Origin of the sequence: Streptomyces alfalfae (genome assembly GCF_004127445.1) — a bacterium.
In the GTDB taxonomy this organism is placed as follows: domain Bacteria; phylum Actinomycetota; class Actinomycetes; order Streptomycetales; family Streptomycetaceae; genus Streptomyces; species Streptomyces alfalfae.
Window position 1 is genome coordinate 67406 of sequence record NZ_QEXM01000012.1, and the last position, 13236, is coordinate 80641.

The window sequence follows — 13236 nt, forward strand, 5'->3', positions numbered from 1 at the left end:
CCGCCACTGAGGGAGACGAAAAACCATGCCGGACACCACCAGCGCTCTCGGGGCGCCCACCGAGCGCAGGGAGGGCCCCGCGAAGGTGACCGGGGCCGCCCGCTACGCCGCCGAGCACCTGCCCGGCGGCCTCGCCCACGCCTGGCCCGTGCCCGCCACGATCGCGCGCGGCGAGGTCGCCTCCGTCGACGACACGGCGGCCCTCGCGGTGCCCGGCGTCGTCGGCGTCCTCACCCATCTGAACGCGCCCCGCCTCGGCGAGGCGGACGACGCGACGCTCGCCGTGCTCCAGGACGCCCGGGTGCCGCACCGCGGCTGGTACGTCGCCCTCGTCGTCGCCGACACGCTGGAAGCGGCCCGCGAGGGTGCCGCCGCCGTCACGGTCACCTACGCCGAGGAACCGCACGACGTCACCCTGGACGCCGCCAGTCCCGCGGCCTACGTGCCCGAGGACCCCGACGGCAACCCGGACGAGCACACGCGGGGGAACCCCGACGAGGCCTTCGCCGCCGCGCCCGTCCGGGTGGACGTGACGTACGAGGTGCCCCCGCTGCACAACCACCCCATGGAGCCGCACGCGGCCACCGCGCGCTGGGAGGAGGGACGGCTGACCGTCCACGACTCCAGCCAGGGCGCCACCGCCGTCCGCCAGACCCTGGCGAGCCTGTTCAAGCTGCCCGAGGAGCAGATCACCGTCGTCTCCGAACACGTCGGCGGCGGCTTCGGCTCCAAGGGCACGCCCCGCCCGCACGTCGTGCTCGCCTCGATGGCGGCGCGCGAGACCGGACGGCCCGTGAAACTGGCCCTGCCCCGACGCCATCTGGCGGCCGTGGTGGGCCACCGCTCGCCGACCGTGCAGCGGCTGCGGCTCGGGGCGGAGGCGGACGGCACGCTGACGACGTTGATCCACGAGGTGACCTCGCACACCTCGCGCGTCAAGGAGTTCGTCGAGACCGGCGCCGCCGTGTCCCGCGTCATGTACCCCTCGCCGCACGCCCGCACCGGCAACCGGGTGCTGCCGCTCGACGTGCCGAGCCCCTCCTGGATGCGGGCCCCCGGCGAGGCGCCCGGCATGTACGCCCTGGAGTCGGCCATGGACGAACTCGCCGTGGCGCTCGGCCTCGACCCCGTCGAGCTGCGGCTGCGCAACGACACGCGCACGGAACCCGACACCGGCAAGCCGTTCAGCAGCCGCCACCTCGCCGAGTGCCTGCGCGAGGGAGCCCGCCGCTTCGGCTGGGCCGAGCGCGACCCGCGGCCCCGCTCGCGCGCCGAGGGCCCCGTCCTGATCGGCAGCGGGGTCGCCGCGGCGACCTACCCGGTGCTCGTCTCCCCCTCCCGGGCGAGCGCGCACGCCTACCCGGACGGCGGCTACGTGATCCGGGTCAACGCCACCGACATCGGCACGGGCGCCCGTACGGTGCTCGCCCAGGTGGCCGCCGACGCGCTCGGCGTTCCGGTGGACCGCGTGCGCACCGAGGTCGGCAGCACCGACCTGCCGGCGGCGCCGCTCGCGGGCGGCTCCTCCGGCACGGCGTCCTGGGGGTGGGCGGTCCACGAGGCCTGTACGCGGCTGGCCAGGCGCCTGGCGGGGCAGCTGGGGCAGCAGCTGCCGCCGGAGGGGGTGGGCGCCTCGGCCGACACGGAGGGCACCCCCGACACCAACTACGCGGAGAGCGAGTACGCACGCCACGCCTTCGGCGCGCACTTCGCCGAGGTGGGCGTCGACGCCGTGTCCGGCGAGGTCCGCGTGCGCAGGCTGCTCGGCGTCTTCGCGGCGGGGCACATCCTCAACGCCCGTACGGCGCGTTCGCAGTTCATCGGGGCCATGACCATGGGCCTGGGCATGGCGCTGACCGAGCACAGCACCATGGACAAGGCCTTCGGCGACTTCGCGGAGAGCGACCTCGCCTCCTACCACGTGCCGGTGAACGCCGACGTGCCGGCGATGGAGGCGCACTGGATCGACGAGGACGATCCGCATCTCAACCCCATGGGCAGCAAGGGCATCGGCGAGATCGGCATCGTCGGCACGGCCGCGGCGATCGGCAACGCCGTGCACCACGCCACCGGGGTGCGGCTGCGGGAGCTGCCGATCACGCCGGACAAGCTCGTGACCGCCCTCTGATCAGGCGGCCCCGGGCGGGGCGGGCAGTTCAGGTGGTGGCTCTGGCCCGGCTCTCACGGGTCCAGGCCACCACCTCGTCCGCCGTCCACGTCGTGACCACCCGCTCGGCGGGCACCCCGCACTCCTCGGCCCGCGCGCACCCGATGATCTGCCAGTCCAGCTGGCCGGGGGCGTGCGCGTCGGTGTCGACCGAGAACAGGGTTCCCGCCGCCACGGCACGCCGGATGAGTCGGCGCGGCGGGTCGAGCCGCTCGGGCCTGCTGTTGATCTCCACCGCCGTTCCGGCCTCGGCGCAGGCGGCGAAGACCTCGTCCGCGTCGAACTGCGACTCCGGCCTGCCGCGTCCGGTGACGAGCCGTCCCGTGCAATGTCCGAGCACGTCGGCGCGGGGGTCGCCGACGGCCCGGACCATGCGGCGGGTCATCGCGGCGGCGTCCATGCGCAGTTTGGAGTGCACGGAGACGACGACCACGTCGAGGCGGTCGAGCAGTTCGGGCTCCTGGTCGAGGGAGCCGTCGTCGAGGATGTCGCACTCGATGCCGGTGAGGAGCCGGAAGGGCGCCCAGGTCTCGTTGAGCGCGGCGACCACGTCCAGTTGCTCGCGCAGCCGCTCGGGGGAGAGGCCGCGGGCGATGGTCAGGCGCGGCGAGTGGTCGGTGAGAACCGCCCACTCATGGCCGATCGCGCGGGCCGCGAGGCCCATCTCCTCGATCGGGCTGCCGCCGTCGGACCAGTCGGAGTGCAGGTGGCAGTCGCCGCGCAGCAGCGACCGCAGCTCGCTCCCGCCCTCCGCGAGCGGGTCGCCCGCCTCGCCTTCGAGCCGCTCCAGATAGCCGGGCACCCCGCCGGCGAGCGCCTCGCGGACCACGCCCGCGGTCTTGGGCCCGACCCCCTTGAGCTTCTCCAGGCTGCCGTCCCCGGCCCGCCGCTCGGCCTCGCCCTCGGCCAGGCCCGCGATCACGGCGGCCGCGGTGCGGAAGGCCCGTACGCGGTAGGTCGGGGCACCGCCGCGCTCCAGCAGGAAGGCGATCCGTTCCAACGCCTCCACGGGTTCCATCGGCACCTCCGGCCACCGGTGACGCCGGCGGCGTACGCGTCCTCACAGCTTCGCCGACGGAGCGCCGCGCGGCACGGCGGGCGGGCGCCGGGGGTGAGGCGTCAGCCGGTGGGCTCCTGCGCGTCGGGGTCCTCCTCGACGCCCGTCCCGCCGGAGTCGGTGGCGCCGCGCCGGCCGGTGCCGCCCTCGTCCGTCTGGGGGACGTCCTTCCCCGAGCGCTCCTCGCCGTCCGCGTCGGCCGCCGCCACGTCCATGTCCAGGGGGTCGCTCTCACCCGTGTACTGCTGGTCCGGCAGGTCCCTGGGGATGGGCTGGCCGTTCTCGCCGGGGGATGCGGGGTTGCGCTCGACCATGGCTGTTCTTCTCCGTTCCTAGGTGGTGCTGTGTGGCGTGTGCCGTGTGAAGGCGCAGGTACCCGCCGCCGCCGTGTCGACACAACGGGGCGGCTGCCCGCTGCCCGCCGTCCGCGGGGGTCAGGCCGCCTTCGGCTGTCCGGCGTCGTCGTGGCCGGGGTCGGCCTCGGCGCGCACGCGGGCGCAGCTTCGGCTGATCAGGCGCGAGACGTGCATCTGGGAGATGCCGAGCTCCTCGGCGATCCGGCTCTGCGTCATGTCCTCGAAGTAGCGCAGGTACAGGATGGTGCGCTCGCGCTCGGGGAGCCGGCGCAGGCCCGCCTTGGCCGCCTCGCGGTCGTTGACGTGGTCGTACGCGGGGTCGGGCGCGCCCAGGGTGTCGGCGAGGCTGAAGCCGTCGGGTTCGGCGGAGGAGACCTCGGCGTCGAGCGAGAGGGCGCTGTAGCCCTCCATGGCCTCCATGCCGTCGCGGACCTCGGCCTCGGTCAGTCCCGCCTGGCGGCCGATCTCCGCGAGGGTGGGCTCGTGGCCGCTGCCGCCCGGCTGGTCGAGGAGTTCACGGCGGGCCGCGCGGACCTTGTTGCGCAGTTCCTGGACGCGCCGGGGGACCCGCACGTCCCACATGCGGTCGCGGAAGTGGCGGCGCAGTTCACCGGTGATGGTGGGCACGGCGTAGCTCTCGAACGCGCCGCGGCCCGGCTCGTACCGGTTGACGGCCTTCACCAGGCCCATGGCGGCGACCTGCTGGAGGTCTTCGAGGCTCTCGCCCTTGTTGCGGAAGCGCCCGGCGATCCGGTGCGCCATGGGCAGCCACGCCTCGACGATCTCCGCGCAGAGCGCCTCGCGTTCGGGGCCGCTCCCGAGAGAGGCCAGGCGGGCGAATTCCACCGCCGTGTCGGGAGCGTCGCTGTGAGAGTGCCGGTTCGCCGCGCGACGACGTTCGGAGTATTCGGTGAGATCAGTCAGCATGAGGAAAAACGCCTCTCGACGGTGCCGTCAAACAAGTGACCGCGAGAAACGGGGCGCCCCAGCAGCAGGCATCCACCAGGAGCTGAACACACCGCTCCCCGCGAACGCGCCTCCGGTCCGAAGCACGTCATTCGCCTGCCCTTCGATTCCGGAACCAAACAGCTGCCTTCCCGAAGAGCTCGAACGCGTGCTGACGAGCCGTCGAATGACGGTCTGGTGTTCGCCGCATACTCCGTTCGGGGGGCGCATCGCATAGGTGGGGGCATACGGGGCACACGCGGCCCGGGGTGCGAACGCGTCGGAACGGCCTTCGGACGCCTTCCTCACCGGTCGGCCGCATTGGGGTGCGGCCGGCCGGCCTCCTCGCTCCTTCTCCCCTGCCGGTCCCGCCGCACGGCGGCCGGCTCACTCCTCGCCCGCGAGGACCTCGCCGTCGAGGTGCGCCAGCATGTCGGCGGGGTCGGCGTACACCGCGGTGGCGCCCGCCGCCTCCAGGTCATCGCGCGGGATGCCGCCCGACAGCAGGGCGACGGCGCGGACGCCCGCCTTGGTGGCCGCCTTCATGTCCCACACGGAGTCGCCGACGAACAGCGCGTCATCGGCGTCGCACCCCGCGATGTCGAGGGCGTGCAGGACCGGGTCGGGGGCGGGCTTGCCCGACGCCACGTCGTCGGCGCTCGCCACGCCCGCGATGACGTCGTCGGCGTCGATGGCCCTGCGCAGCGCGTCCAGCTCGAAACCGCCCGCCGAGGTGGCGAGGACGATGCGCCGGCCGCGCTCGTGCAGGGCGTACAGCAGATCGCGTGCGCCGTTCAGCGCCGCGAGGCGGTTGAAGTACGTGCCGTACAGGGCGCTGTGTGCGGCGCTGATGTCCTCGTCGCCGCCGCTGTCGCGGTCCTCTCCGAGGCAGTGGGCGACGAGGTCGGCCGAGCCGAGGCCGATGGCGCGGTGGATGTCGCGCATCGCCACCGTGTGGCCCGCCTGCCGGAACGCCTCCCACCAGGCGACGACGTGCAGGTGGTTGGTGTCGGTGAGGGTTCCGTCGACGTCGAAGAGCGCCGCACGCGCCATGGTTCAGGCCTTTCCGCGCTTGGTGTCCCGGTGGATGTCTTCCTGCGCCGTGGGGCTGGGGGTCAGGGTGTCGCCCGCCTCGCCGTCGTCGGTGTCGCGCCGGTCGTCGGGAAGGCGAGTCTCCGCGGACTCGACTTCGTCGAATACCTCTTCGGCGGCTGTTTCGGCGTGCTGGTCATTCCTGCTCTCGTGGTTCCGCTTGTCGTTCATGAAAGTCCGTCCTCTCTTGAATTCCGCAACACAGTGACGCGGTGTCGGGCGGGGTGCTTCAGTGCGTTTCCGCGATGACGAAACCGCTGCGCGGCTTGGTGGGCATTCGGTTCAAGGGAATGCGCAGATCCTGGTCCGGAACGCGGTAGTCCAGCCGTGCGAGGCGCGGCAGCAGGGTGCTCAGGACCGCGAGCGTGACGTCCTCGCCCGGGCAGCGGTGGCCCTGCGAGGCCTCGCCGCCGCCCTGCGGCACGAGTTCGTCGCGCCCCGGCTCCCGGCCCACGAACCGCTCGGGGTCGAAGGTGTACGGGGACTCCCACAGGGCGGGGTCGTGGTTCTGCCCGTACAGGTCGAGGAGGACCAGGGCGCCCTCGGGGATGTGCTCGCCGTGCCACTCGACGTCGCGCGGGGCGAGGCCCGCGACGAACGGCGCGAACGGGTAGAAGCGCCGCACCTCGTGGGCGAACGCGCGGGCGTAGTCCTCGCCGCCCGTGGCCAGGCGCTGCCGCAGCGCGGGGTTCCGGTGCAAGGCGTGGGCGCCGAACACCGTGTACCAGGTGACGGCCACCGTGGGCCGGATGATGTTCAGGATCTCCACGGCGGCGGTACGGGGGTCGAGGAGTTCGCCGTCGGCGTCCCGGTGGACGGCCACGGCCTCCACGGCGGTGACCGGAGGGCCGCCCTGGCCGGTGGTCTTGCCACTGGCCGACCTGACGTCCTCGACGAGCCGGGCGAGGCGCTCCTCCTGGCGCTGCCGGGCGCGGCGGGCCCGCCAGTGCCGCGGGCCCGCCGTGGCGAAGCCGTCGACCATGGCGGTCAGGTCCCGCGCCGTCATGCGCGCGTCGGCGCCGGGCCCGTCGGTGAACGGGACGCCGGCCCAGCCGCAGACGGCCCGCGTGATCAGGACGCTCACCTCGTCGAAGAGCGTCACCCGCGGCCGGTCGGACCACTCCTTGCAGGAGCGTTCCCACTCGTCGGCGACGCGGTCCGCCAATGCGGTGACGCCCGCGGTGTCCTTGAGCACCTTGAGGAACAGTTCCTTGCGTTTACGGTGCTCCGCCCCGTCCAGGGTGTGCACCGCTCCCTTGCCGAAAAGGGTGCTCAGCACGGGCTCGGGCAGGGCCGTGCGGCGGCGCACATGGTCCTCGTCGTAGAAGAACCCGACGGCCGCCGGGCCGCGCAACGCGATGGCGGGCTTGCCCATCAGCCGGGTGCGGACCGCGCCGGGACCCGTGCGGCGGCTCAGGTCGGGGAGCCACGCGTAGCCCCGTGCGAGCAGCGGAAGGGTGTTGTCCAGCATGAAGGTCCTCCTGGTGAGACGTGCGCAGACCGGGACGCGGACGGGCGGTGGCGCCTCTCAGAATCCTGACGGAACCGGGACGCCCGTGCATGTCACCGGCCCCGGGCTCGGACCGGTCCGGCCGTGATCAAACGATCACGACGATCGGGTGCCCCGAGCCGTCGCGCTGAACCCGGGCGGGCGGCAGCGGGCGGCCCCGGAGGCCTGGCGGGGAAGCGTCGGCGCGGCGGGGAGGGACCTACGGCTCGGCTAATCTGGATCTTTTACCGCACAAGGAGTTACACCGGTGGAGTTTCGGCTGCTCGGAGCGGTTTCCGTCGCCACAGAAGTCGGGGTGCTGCCGTTGGGCCCCGCCAAGCGGCGGAGCCTACTCGCCGCCCTGTTGCTGCGGCCCAACCATCCGGTTCCGGTCGACCGGCTGACGGCGGCGCTGTGGGACCACGAGCCGCCCCTGCGCTCCCGCGGTGTCATCCAGGGGCATGTGTCGCGGCTTCGGGTCCTGCTGGGCGGCGCCGACGCCGAGATGTTCGGGGTCGAACTGGTCACCCAGGGCACGGCGTACGTCCTGCGGATGCCGGAGTCGCTGCTCGACGCCCACCGCTTCGAGGAACTGGTGACCCTGGCGCGCGGCCAGCGGGCGCCCGCCGACGCCGTGGCCATGTACCAGGAGGCCCTCGCGCTGTGGCAGGGACCCGCGCTGACCGGCGCCTATCCGAGCCAGCCCCTGCAGGCCGCGGCCCAGGCCCTTGAGGAGTTGCGCCTGGCGTCCGTGGAGTCGCTGGCGGGCGCCTGGTCGCGGATGGGCGAGCACTCCAGGGCCGCCGCCGTGCTGCGCGCCGAGGCCGGCGCCCACCCGCTGCGCGAATCGCTGTCCGCCGCGCTGATGCGGGCGCTCCAGCGGGCGGGGCGCCGTACCGAGGCCCTCGACTGGTTCCACCGCACCCGGCGGCTCCTCGCCGACGAGCTGGGGGTCGACCCCGGCAGGGAGCTGGCCGACGCCTACGCGCTCGCGCTGCGCGGGGCCGACGAGAGCGAGGAGGGGGAGTTCGGCGCCGACCGCGCGGCGTGGCACGCGGGGGGCCCTTCGCGGATCTCCGGGCGGGCCGCCGTCGCGGTCGCCTCTCCCCCCGTCGCGGCAGCGGCCGTTCCCGCGCCCCTCGCCGTGGCGACGCGGCTTCCGGCCGCGATCGACCTGCTGCCGCGCATGCCGCGCGGCTTCCACGGGCGGGCCGCCGAGCTCACCGCCCTGTCCCGCGCCGCCGCGGGCGAGGCTCCCGTCTGCCTGGTCACGGGGCCCGCGGGCGTGGGCAAGACGGCGCTCGTGACGCACTGGGCGCACCGCCACCGCGATCAGTTCCCCGGCGGACTGCTCTACGCCGACCTGCGCGGCTTCAGCGACACCGGGGAGCCGGCGCTCCTGGAGGTGCTGCGCGAGTTCCTGCTCGGCCTCGGGGTCGCGCCGCGCCGGATACCGGAGTCGGCGAGCGCCGCGTCCGCGCTGTTCAGGTCCCTGTGCGCCGAGCGCCAGCTCCTCGTCGTCCTCGACAACGCGCGCGCCTCGGAGCAGGTGCGGGAGCTGCTGCCGGGCGGGGCCCGCTGCGTCACCGTCGTCACGAGCCGCTACCGGCTGCGCGGCCTGATCGCCTCCGACGCGGCCCGCCCCGTGCCCGTCGACGTGCTGGAGCCCGAGGACAGCGCCGCCCTCCTGGCCGCCGTGCTCGGCACGGAACGGGTCCTCGCCGAGGAGGTCGCGGCGCGGCGCCTGGCGGAACTGTGCGGCGGTCTGCCGCTCGCGCTGCGGGTGGCCGCGGCCCGGCTCGCGGACCAGCCGGGGTCGTCGCTCGGCGCGATGGGCGAGGAACTGGCCGACGAGTCGCGCAGGCTGAGCCTGCTCGACGTGGAGGACACGGGGGTGCGCGCCGCGCTGCGGCTGACCGTGCGCCGGCTGCCCGCGAGCGCCGCGCATCAGTTCGCCCACCTCGGCCGCCATCCGGGCAGATACGTCGACCGGTACATGGCGGCGGCCCTCGCGGGCACCGACCCGGCCGGCGCCGAGGCCGCCCTCGACACCCTGGCCTCGGCGCATCTCGTCGTGCGGGCCGCACCGGACCGCTGGACGCTGCACGATCTCGTACGGCTGTACGCGCGCGGCCTCGACGCCGGGAGCGACGCGCTGGTGCGGGTGCTCGACCACACCGTGCTCACCGTCCTGGCGGCGGCGGACGCGGCCGAGCCCGGCGACGAGTCCTGCTTCCCGCTGCCCGCGGACTTCCACGCGCCCGAGGCGACGCGGACGTTCACCGGCCGCGAGCAGGCCATGGAGTGGTACGCGGCCGAGCGCGAGGACCTGACGCTCGCGGCGACGGCGGCGGCCGCCGCGGGACTGCACGGCAGGACGTGGCGGATCGTGCTCGGGATGTGGCCGCAGATCGTCTGGCGGGTCCGCGACGGCTGGACCCCGCCGCTCACCATGGCGCTCCAAGCCGCGCGGGCCGACGGCGACGCCCGTGCCGAGGCGCGGGTCCTCGCGCTGCTCGGCTGGGTGCTGACCGAGGAGGGCCGGCTGAGCGAGGCCCTGGTCCACCTGGAGGCCGCGCCCCCGCTCGCCGCGCGGGCGGGCGACCCCCACGGCGAGGCGACCGCGCTGATCAACCTGTCCCTCGCGCAGGCGGCGCTCGGCAGCCCGGACGAGGCGGCCGAGGGGTGCGCGCAGGCGGCCGAGCTGGCGCACGGCGTCGGCGACCGGAGCACCGAGCGCCTGGCCCTCACCCATCTGGCCCGGCACCACCTGGAGGCGGGGCAGTGGCGGGCCGCCCATGACACGGCCCGCGCCGCGCTCGCCATCGACGCCCCGGCGGACACCCCGGTCGCGGCCAGGGTGCTGCTGCTCACCGCGCTCGGCGAGGCGATGGTGGCCATGGCCGACGAGAGCGGCGGCATCTCGCATCTGGAGGCGGCGGCCCGCGAGGCGGAGGCCTGCGGCTATGACGACGGAGCCGTACGCGCCCTGGGCGCCCTGCTGCGGGTCTCCCCCGACGCGGGGCTCCAGGCCCGCCATGACGCGGCGACCGCACGGCTGACGGCCCGGACCTGAGCCGGCCCGGACGCCGGGGACCCCCGACCGCGCGGCCGGGTCGGTCTCCCGTCGTGCGGGTTCAGTCCCCCGTGGTGCGGGCCGTGTGCTCCGCGAGCCGACGGCGTACCTCGCGGGTCTCGTCCGCGAGCTCACGGGCCCGCTCCTCGGCGCGGTCCGCGCGGGCGTTGATGCGGGCGATGTCCTCCTCGATGACCCGCATCGCCAGCTCGGCCGCGGCGTCCGCGTCCTGCGGGGGAAGGTCGTCGGGCAGGGCCTCCAGCGCGCCGCGGACGGCGGGGATGCCGCCACGCTCGTGGATGTCTTTCCAGAACTCGTGGTCCATCCCGCCATCCTGGCCGATCCCCCGCGCGCGGCGCGAGGCGCCCGTGCCGCCGGGAGGCGCGCCCGCGGTCAGGACGCGGCCTCCGCGGGTGCGTTCAGGCGCGGCGGGGTGCTGAAGTCCAGGACGTCCTGCGCCGTCTGCCGGGTCTCCTCGGCGGCCTTGCGCGCCGTGGCGAGCACGTCGCCGTGCTCCTGTACGAGGGAGTGGTAGATCGGCGCCTGGGTGACGTCATTGGCCGGCATGAACTGCGGCTCCTTCTTCGGGGACGGTCGGATCGGGTCGCCCCGTGGGGCGGCCGACCCGCGACCTTACGCGAACCGTATGCCTCGATGGCACCCGGCCCCGATCATGTGATGCCCCCTTGTGACGTCTTTCACAGGGCCGTGGGCGGGTATCCGGCAGGGGACGTCAGGAGGAATTCATGCCACTCACGTTCCGCAAGAGCTTCCGGATACTTCCCGGGGTGCGGCTGAACATCAACAAGCGCTCCTGGTCCCTCACGACCGGTGGCCGGCACGGTCCGCGCCGCACCCACAGCAGCACCGGTCGGCGCACCACCTCGATGGACCTGCCCGGCCCCTTCGGCTGGCGCCGCACGACGCGGCGCGGCGGGCGCCGCTAGCGCGACACGGGACCCGCGGAAAACCGCTCGCGGCTCCGGTGCCGGCGCCGCTACGGTCACTCGCATGAAGCGTGCCGCGATGAGGACGACGACGCCGGAGAGTGTCCCGGCGCGCTGACCGATGTCGTGAGTCGAAGCCCCGGGGCGAGTGCCCCGGGGCTTCGGCCTGCGGTCACTCGCCCTCCGTACGCGAGGAGACCACCATGCACGACCACCGCAGACTCGGCCGCGAGCTGGAGCTGTTCGGCACCGATCCGCTGATCGGCGCGGGCCTGCCGTACTGGCTGCCCGACGGCGCCGCCGTACGGCACGCCCTGGAGGAGTACGTCCGCGACGCCGAGCGCCGGGCGGGCTACCGCCACGTGTACTCGCCGGTTCTCGGCAAACGCGAGCTGTACGAGATCTCCGGGCACTGGTCGCACTACAGCGAGGACATGTTCCCGCCCATGGAGATGGGCGGCGACGAGGTCCTGCTGCGGCCGAGCCTCTGTCCGCACCACGCGCTCATCTACCGCTCCCGCGCCCGCAGTCACCGCGAGCTGCCGCTGCGCATGGCCGAGCTCGGCGGCATGTACCGCGCGGAGCTGTCCGGCGTGCTCGGCGGGCTGAACCGCGTGCGGGCCGTCCAGCTCAACGACGCGCATGTCTTCTGCACCCTGGAGCAGGCCGCCGACGAGGCGCGGGCCGCCCTGGAGATGATCGGCCGGGCGTACGAGGCGATGGGCATCCGCGCGGCCCGCCACCGGCTCTCCCTGCCGGGCCCCGGCGGCAAGTACGTCGACGACCCCGGCAAGTGGCGCAGGTCCACCGCGCTGCTGAGGGAGGTCCTCGACTCCACCGGGATCGCGTACGAGGCGGTGGAGGGCGAGGCCGCCTTCTACGGGCCGAAGATCGACGTGCAGGTCGTCGACGGGGCGGGCCGGGAGTCCACCCTCTCCACCGTCCAGATCGACTTCCACCAGCCCGAGCGGTTCGGTCTGCGCTACGTCGGCGCGGACGGCGCCGAGCACCGCCCCGTGATGGTCCACCGCAGCGTCGTCGGCAGCGTGGAGAGAGCCGTCGGGCAGCTCATCGAGGAGCACGACGGCGCCTTCCCCGCTTGGCTCGCCCCGGTCCAGCTCGTGGCCCTGCCGGTCTCGAAGGCGCAGGGCCCGGACGCCGAGGCGTTCCTGCGGCGCTGTGCCGCGCTCGGGCTGCGGGCCGAGTCGGCCGGTCCCGGGCGCGGCAGCCTCGGCGCGCGCGTCCGGGCCGCCAGGCTCGTCCCGTACCAGGTGGTCATCGGGGCGAAGGAGGCCGCCGACGGCCTGGTCTCCGTGCGGTTGCGCGACGGGCGCCGCGTCGGTCCGCTGCCCGCCGATGAGTTCCTGGCCCGTGTCGGCGCGCTGGTCTCGGCGTACCGGACCGGGCTGTGGGAGGAGTAGTCGCGGCCCTTCTCAGAGCGCGCCGATGACCAGGGTGAGGCCCATGGCCGCCATCATGACGGCGATCAGGGCGTCGAGGAACCGCCACGCGCCCGGGCGCGCGAAGAAGCCGCTGAGCAGGCGGGCTCCGTAGCCGAGTGCGCTGAACCAGACGACGCTGCCGATCATCGCGCCGAGCCCGAAGGCCCACCGCAGCCCGCCGTGGCCCGCGGCGACCGAGCCGAGCAGCAGGACCGTGTCGAGGTAGACGTGCGGGTTCAGCCAGGTCATGGCCAGGCAGGCGAGCAGGGCGCCGCGCCTGCTGCCCGCCGTGGCGCCCGCGGCCGACATCGCCTCGGGGCGCAGGGCGCGGCGCGCGGCGAGCACGGCGTACGAGAGGAGGAAGGCGCCGCCGATCAGGCCGACGAGGGTCAGCGCCGGCGGCCAGGCCGTCACCGCCGCGCCGACCCCGGCGACGCCCGCCGCGATGAGCACGGCGTCGGACACCGCGCAGACGGCCACCACGGTGAGCACGGCCTGCCGGCGGATGCCCTGGCGCAGGACGAAGGCGTTCTGCGCGCCGATGGCGACGATGAGCGAGAGTCCGGTGCCGAATCCGGCGGCTGCGGCGGTCAGTGCTGATCCCATGCCGTCGACGTTATGGATCACCGGCCGCTTAAGTACAGGTAAAGATTCTCAGGTACCTT

The 13236-nt window shown here is 74.4% G+C and carries 12 protein-coding genes and 1 pseudogene; 4 read left to right on the forward strand and 9 right to left on the reverse strand.

What is annotated here, in order from left to right; translation table 11 throughout:
- Positions 1 to 25 precede the first annotated feature (25 nt).
- Positions 26 to 2128: a xanthine dehydrogenase family protein molybdopterin-binding subunit gene (locus tag DCW30_RS03195; protein ID WP_076682334.1), complete on the forward strand. Its 2103-nt coding sequence runs from the start codon at positions 26 to 28 to the stop codon at positions 2126 to 2128.
- A 28-nt stretch (positions 2129 to 2156) separates the two neighbouring features.
- Here the strand turns inward: DCW30_RS03195 and DCW30_RS03200 are convergent, their stop codons facing one another.
- The 6 genes from DCW30_RS03200 to DCW30_RS03225 form a co-directional block, all read right to left on the reverse strand.
- Positions 2157 to 3185 carry a PHP domain-containing protein gene (locus tag DCW30_RS03200; RefSeq protein WP_076682336.1) on the reverse strand — a complete coding sequence of 343 codons (1029 nt, stop codon included), beginning with the start codon at positions 3183 to 3185 and terminating at the stop codon, positions 2157 to 2159.
- Positions 3186 to 3286: 101 nt separating this feature from the next.
- A complete protein-coding gene (locus DCW30_RS03205; RefSeq protein WP_076682338.1) occupies positions 3287 to 3538 on the reverse strand; it encodes a hypothetical protein in 252 nt (83 codons plus the stop codon).
- A 120-nt stretch (positions 3539 to 3658) separates the two neighbouring features.
- On the reverse strand, positions 3659 to 4507 hold the full coding sequence (locus DCW30_RS03210) for a SigB/SigF/SigG family RNA polymerase sigma factor (protein WP_076682340.1): 849 nt from the start codon (positions 4505 to 4507) through the stop codon (positions 3659 to 3661).
- Between the two features lie 405 nt (positions 4508 to 4912).
- A complete protein-coding gene (locus DCW30_RS03215) occupies positions 4913 to 5578 on the reverse strand; it encodes an HAD family hydrolase (protein WP_076682342.1) in 666 nt (221 codons plus the stop codon).
- 3 nt (positions 5579 to 5581) lie between these two features.
- The gene (locus DCW30_RS03220) at positions 5582 to 5788 is read right to left on the reverse strand and encodes a hypothetical protein (protein WP_062777831.1); all 207 of its coding nucleotides are present in this window, start codon (positions 5786 to 5788) and stop codon (positions 5582 to 5584) included.
- A gap of 58 nt (positions 5789 to 5846) precedes the next feature.
- Entirely contained in the window at positions 5847 to 7088 is a 1242-nt protein-coding gene (locus DCW30_RS03225; RefSeq protein WP_076682344.1) for a cytochrome P450, read from the reverse strand.
- A gap of 286 nt (positions 7089 to 7374) precedes the next feature.
- Here DCW30_RS03225 and DCW30_RS03230 point away from each other — a divergent pair, with 286 nt between their 5' ends.
- Entirely contained in the window at positions 7375 to 10182 is a 2808-nt protein-coding gene (locus DCW30_RS03230) for an AfsR/SARP family transcriptional regulator (RefSeq protein WP_076682346.1), read from the forward strand.
- A gap of 61 nt (positions 10183 to 10243) precedes the next feature.
- Here DCW30_RS03230 and DCW30_RS03235 read toward each other — a convergent pair whose 3' ends face one another.
- Together DCW30_RS03235 and DCW30_RS36505 are read right to left on the reverse strand one after the other, a co-directional pair.
- Positions 10244 to 10507, reverse strand: coding sequence for a hypothetical protein (locus tag DCW30_RS03235; RefSeq protein WP_076682348.1), 264 nt, complete (start codon positions 10505 to 10507; stop codon positions 10244 to 10246).
- 68 nt (positions 10508 to 10575) lie between these two features.
- The gene (locus tag DCW30_RS36505) at positions 10576 to 10749 is read right to left on the reverse strand and encodes a hypothetical protein (RefSeq protein WP_162933532.1); all 174 of its coding nucleotides are present in this window, start codon (positions 10747 to 10749) and stop codon (positions 10576 to 10578) included.
- A gap of 179 nt (positions 10750 to 10928) precedes the next feature.
- Here DCW30_RS36505 and DCW30_RS03240 point away from each other — a divergent pair, with 179 nt between their 5' ends.
- Both DCW30_RS03240 and thrS read left to right on the forward strand, forming a co-directional pair.
- Positions 10929 to 11129 (forward strand): DUF4236 domain-containing protein, encoded by a 201-nt coding sequence (locus DCW30_RS03240; RefSeq protein ID WP_062777823.1) that lies wholly within the window; start codon positions 10929 to 10931, stop codon positions 11127 to 11129.
- 173 nt (positions 11130 to 11302) lie between these two features.
- A pseudogene (thrS, locus tag DCW30_RS03245) lies at positions 11303 to 12550 on the forward strand (threonine--tRNA ligase); the annotation flags it as partial.
- Between the two features lie 12 nt (positions 12551 to 12562).
- Here thrS and DCW30_RS03250 read toward each other — a convergent pair.
- Complete coding sequence (locus DCW30_RS03250) at positions 12563 to 13177, reverse strand: LysE/ArgO family amino acid transporter (protein WP_062778016.1); 615 nt, start codon at positions 13175 to 13177, stop codon at positions 12563 to 12565.
- Positions 13178 to 13236 lie beyond the last annotated feature (59 nt).

What these genes read in the sequence shown, in the direction of transcription:
- DCW30_RS03215 (WP_076682342.1), bottom strand. Translation starts at nt 5,578, where the DNA reads ATGGCGCGTGCGGCGCTCTTCGACGTCGACGGAACCCTCACCGACACC.
- DCW30_RS03200 (WP_076682336.1), bottom strand. Translation starts at nt 3,185, where the DNA reads ATGGAACCCGTGGAGGCGTTGGAACGGATCGCCTTCCTGCTGGAGCGC.
- DCW30_RS03225 (WP_076682344.1), bottom strand. Translation starts at nt 7,088, where the DNA reads ATGCTGGACAACACCCTTCCGCTGCTCGCACGGGGCTACGCGTGGCTC.
- DCW30_RS03205 (WP_076682338.1), bottom strand. Translation starts at nt 3,538, where the DNA reads ATGGTCGAGCGCAACCCCGCATCCCCCGGCGAGAACGGCCAGCCCATC.
- DCW30_RS03220 (WP_062777831.1), bottom strand. Translation starts at nt 5,788, where the DNA reads ATGAACGACAAGCGGAACCACGAGAGCAGGAATGACCAGCACGCCGAA.
- DCW30_RS03210 (WP_076682340.1), bottom strand. Translation starts at nt 4,507, where the DNA reads ATGCTGACTGATCTCACCGAATACTCCGAACGTCGTCGCGCGGCGAAC.
- DCW30_RS03240 (WP_062777823.1), top strand. Translation starts at nt 10,929, where the DNA reads ATGCCACTCACGTTCCGCAAGAGCTTCCGGATACTTCCCGGGGTGCGG.
- DCW30_RS03250 (WP_062778016.1), bottom strand. Translation starts at nt 13,177, where the DNA reads ATGGGATCAGCACTGACCGCCGCAGCCGCCGGATTCGGCACCGGACTC.
- DCW30_RS03235 (WP_076682348.1), bottom strand. Translation starts at nt 10,507, where the DNA reads ATGGACCACGAGTTCTGGAAAGACATCCACGAGCGTGGCGGCATCCCC.
- DCW30_RS03195 (WP_076682334.1), top strand. Translation starts at nt 26, where the DNA reads ATGCCGGACACCACCAGCGCTCTCGGGGCGCCCACCGAGCGCAGGGAG.
- DCW30_RS36505 (WP_162933532.1), bottom strand. Translation starts at nt 10,749, where the DNA reads ATGCCGGCCAATGACGTCACCCAGGCGCCGATCTACCACTCCCTCGTA.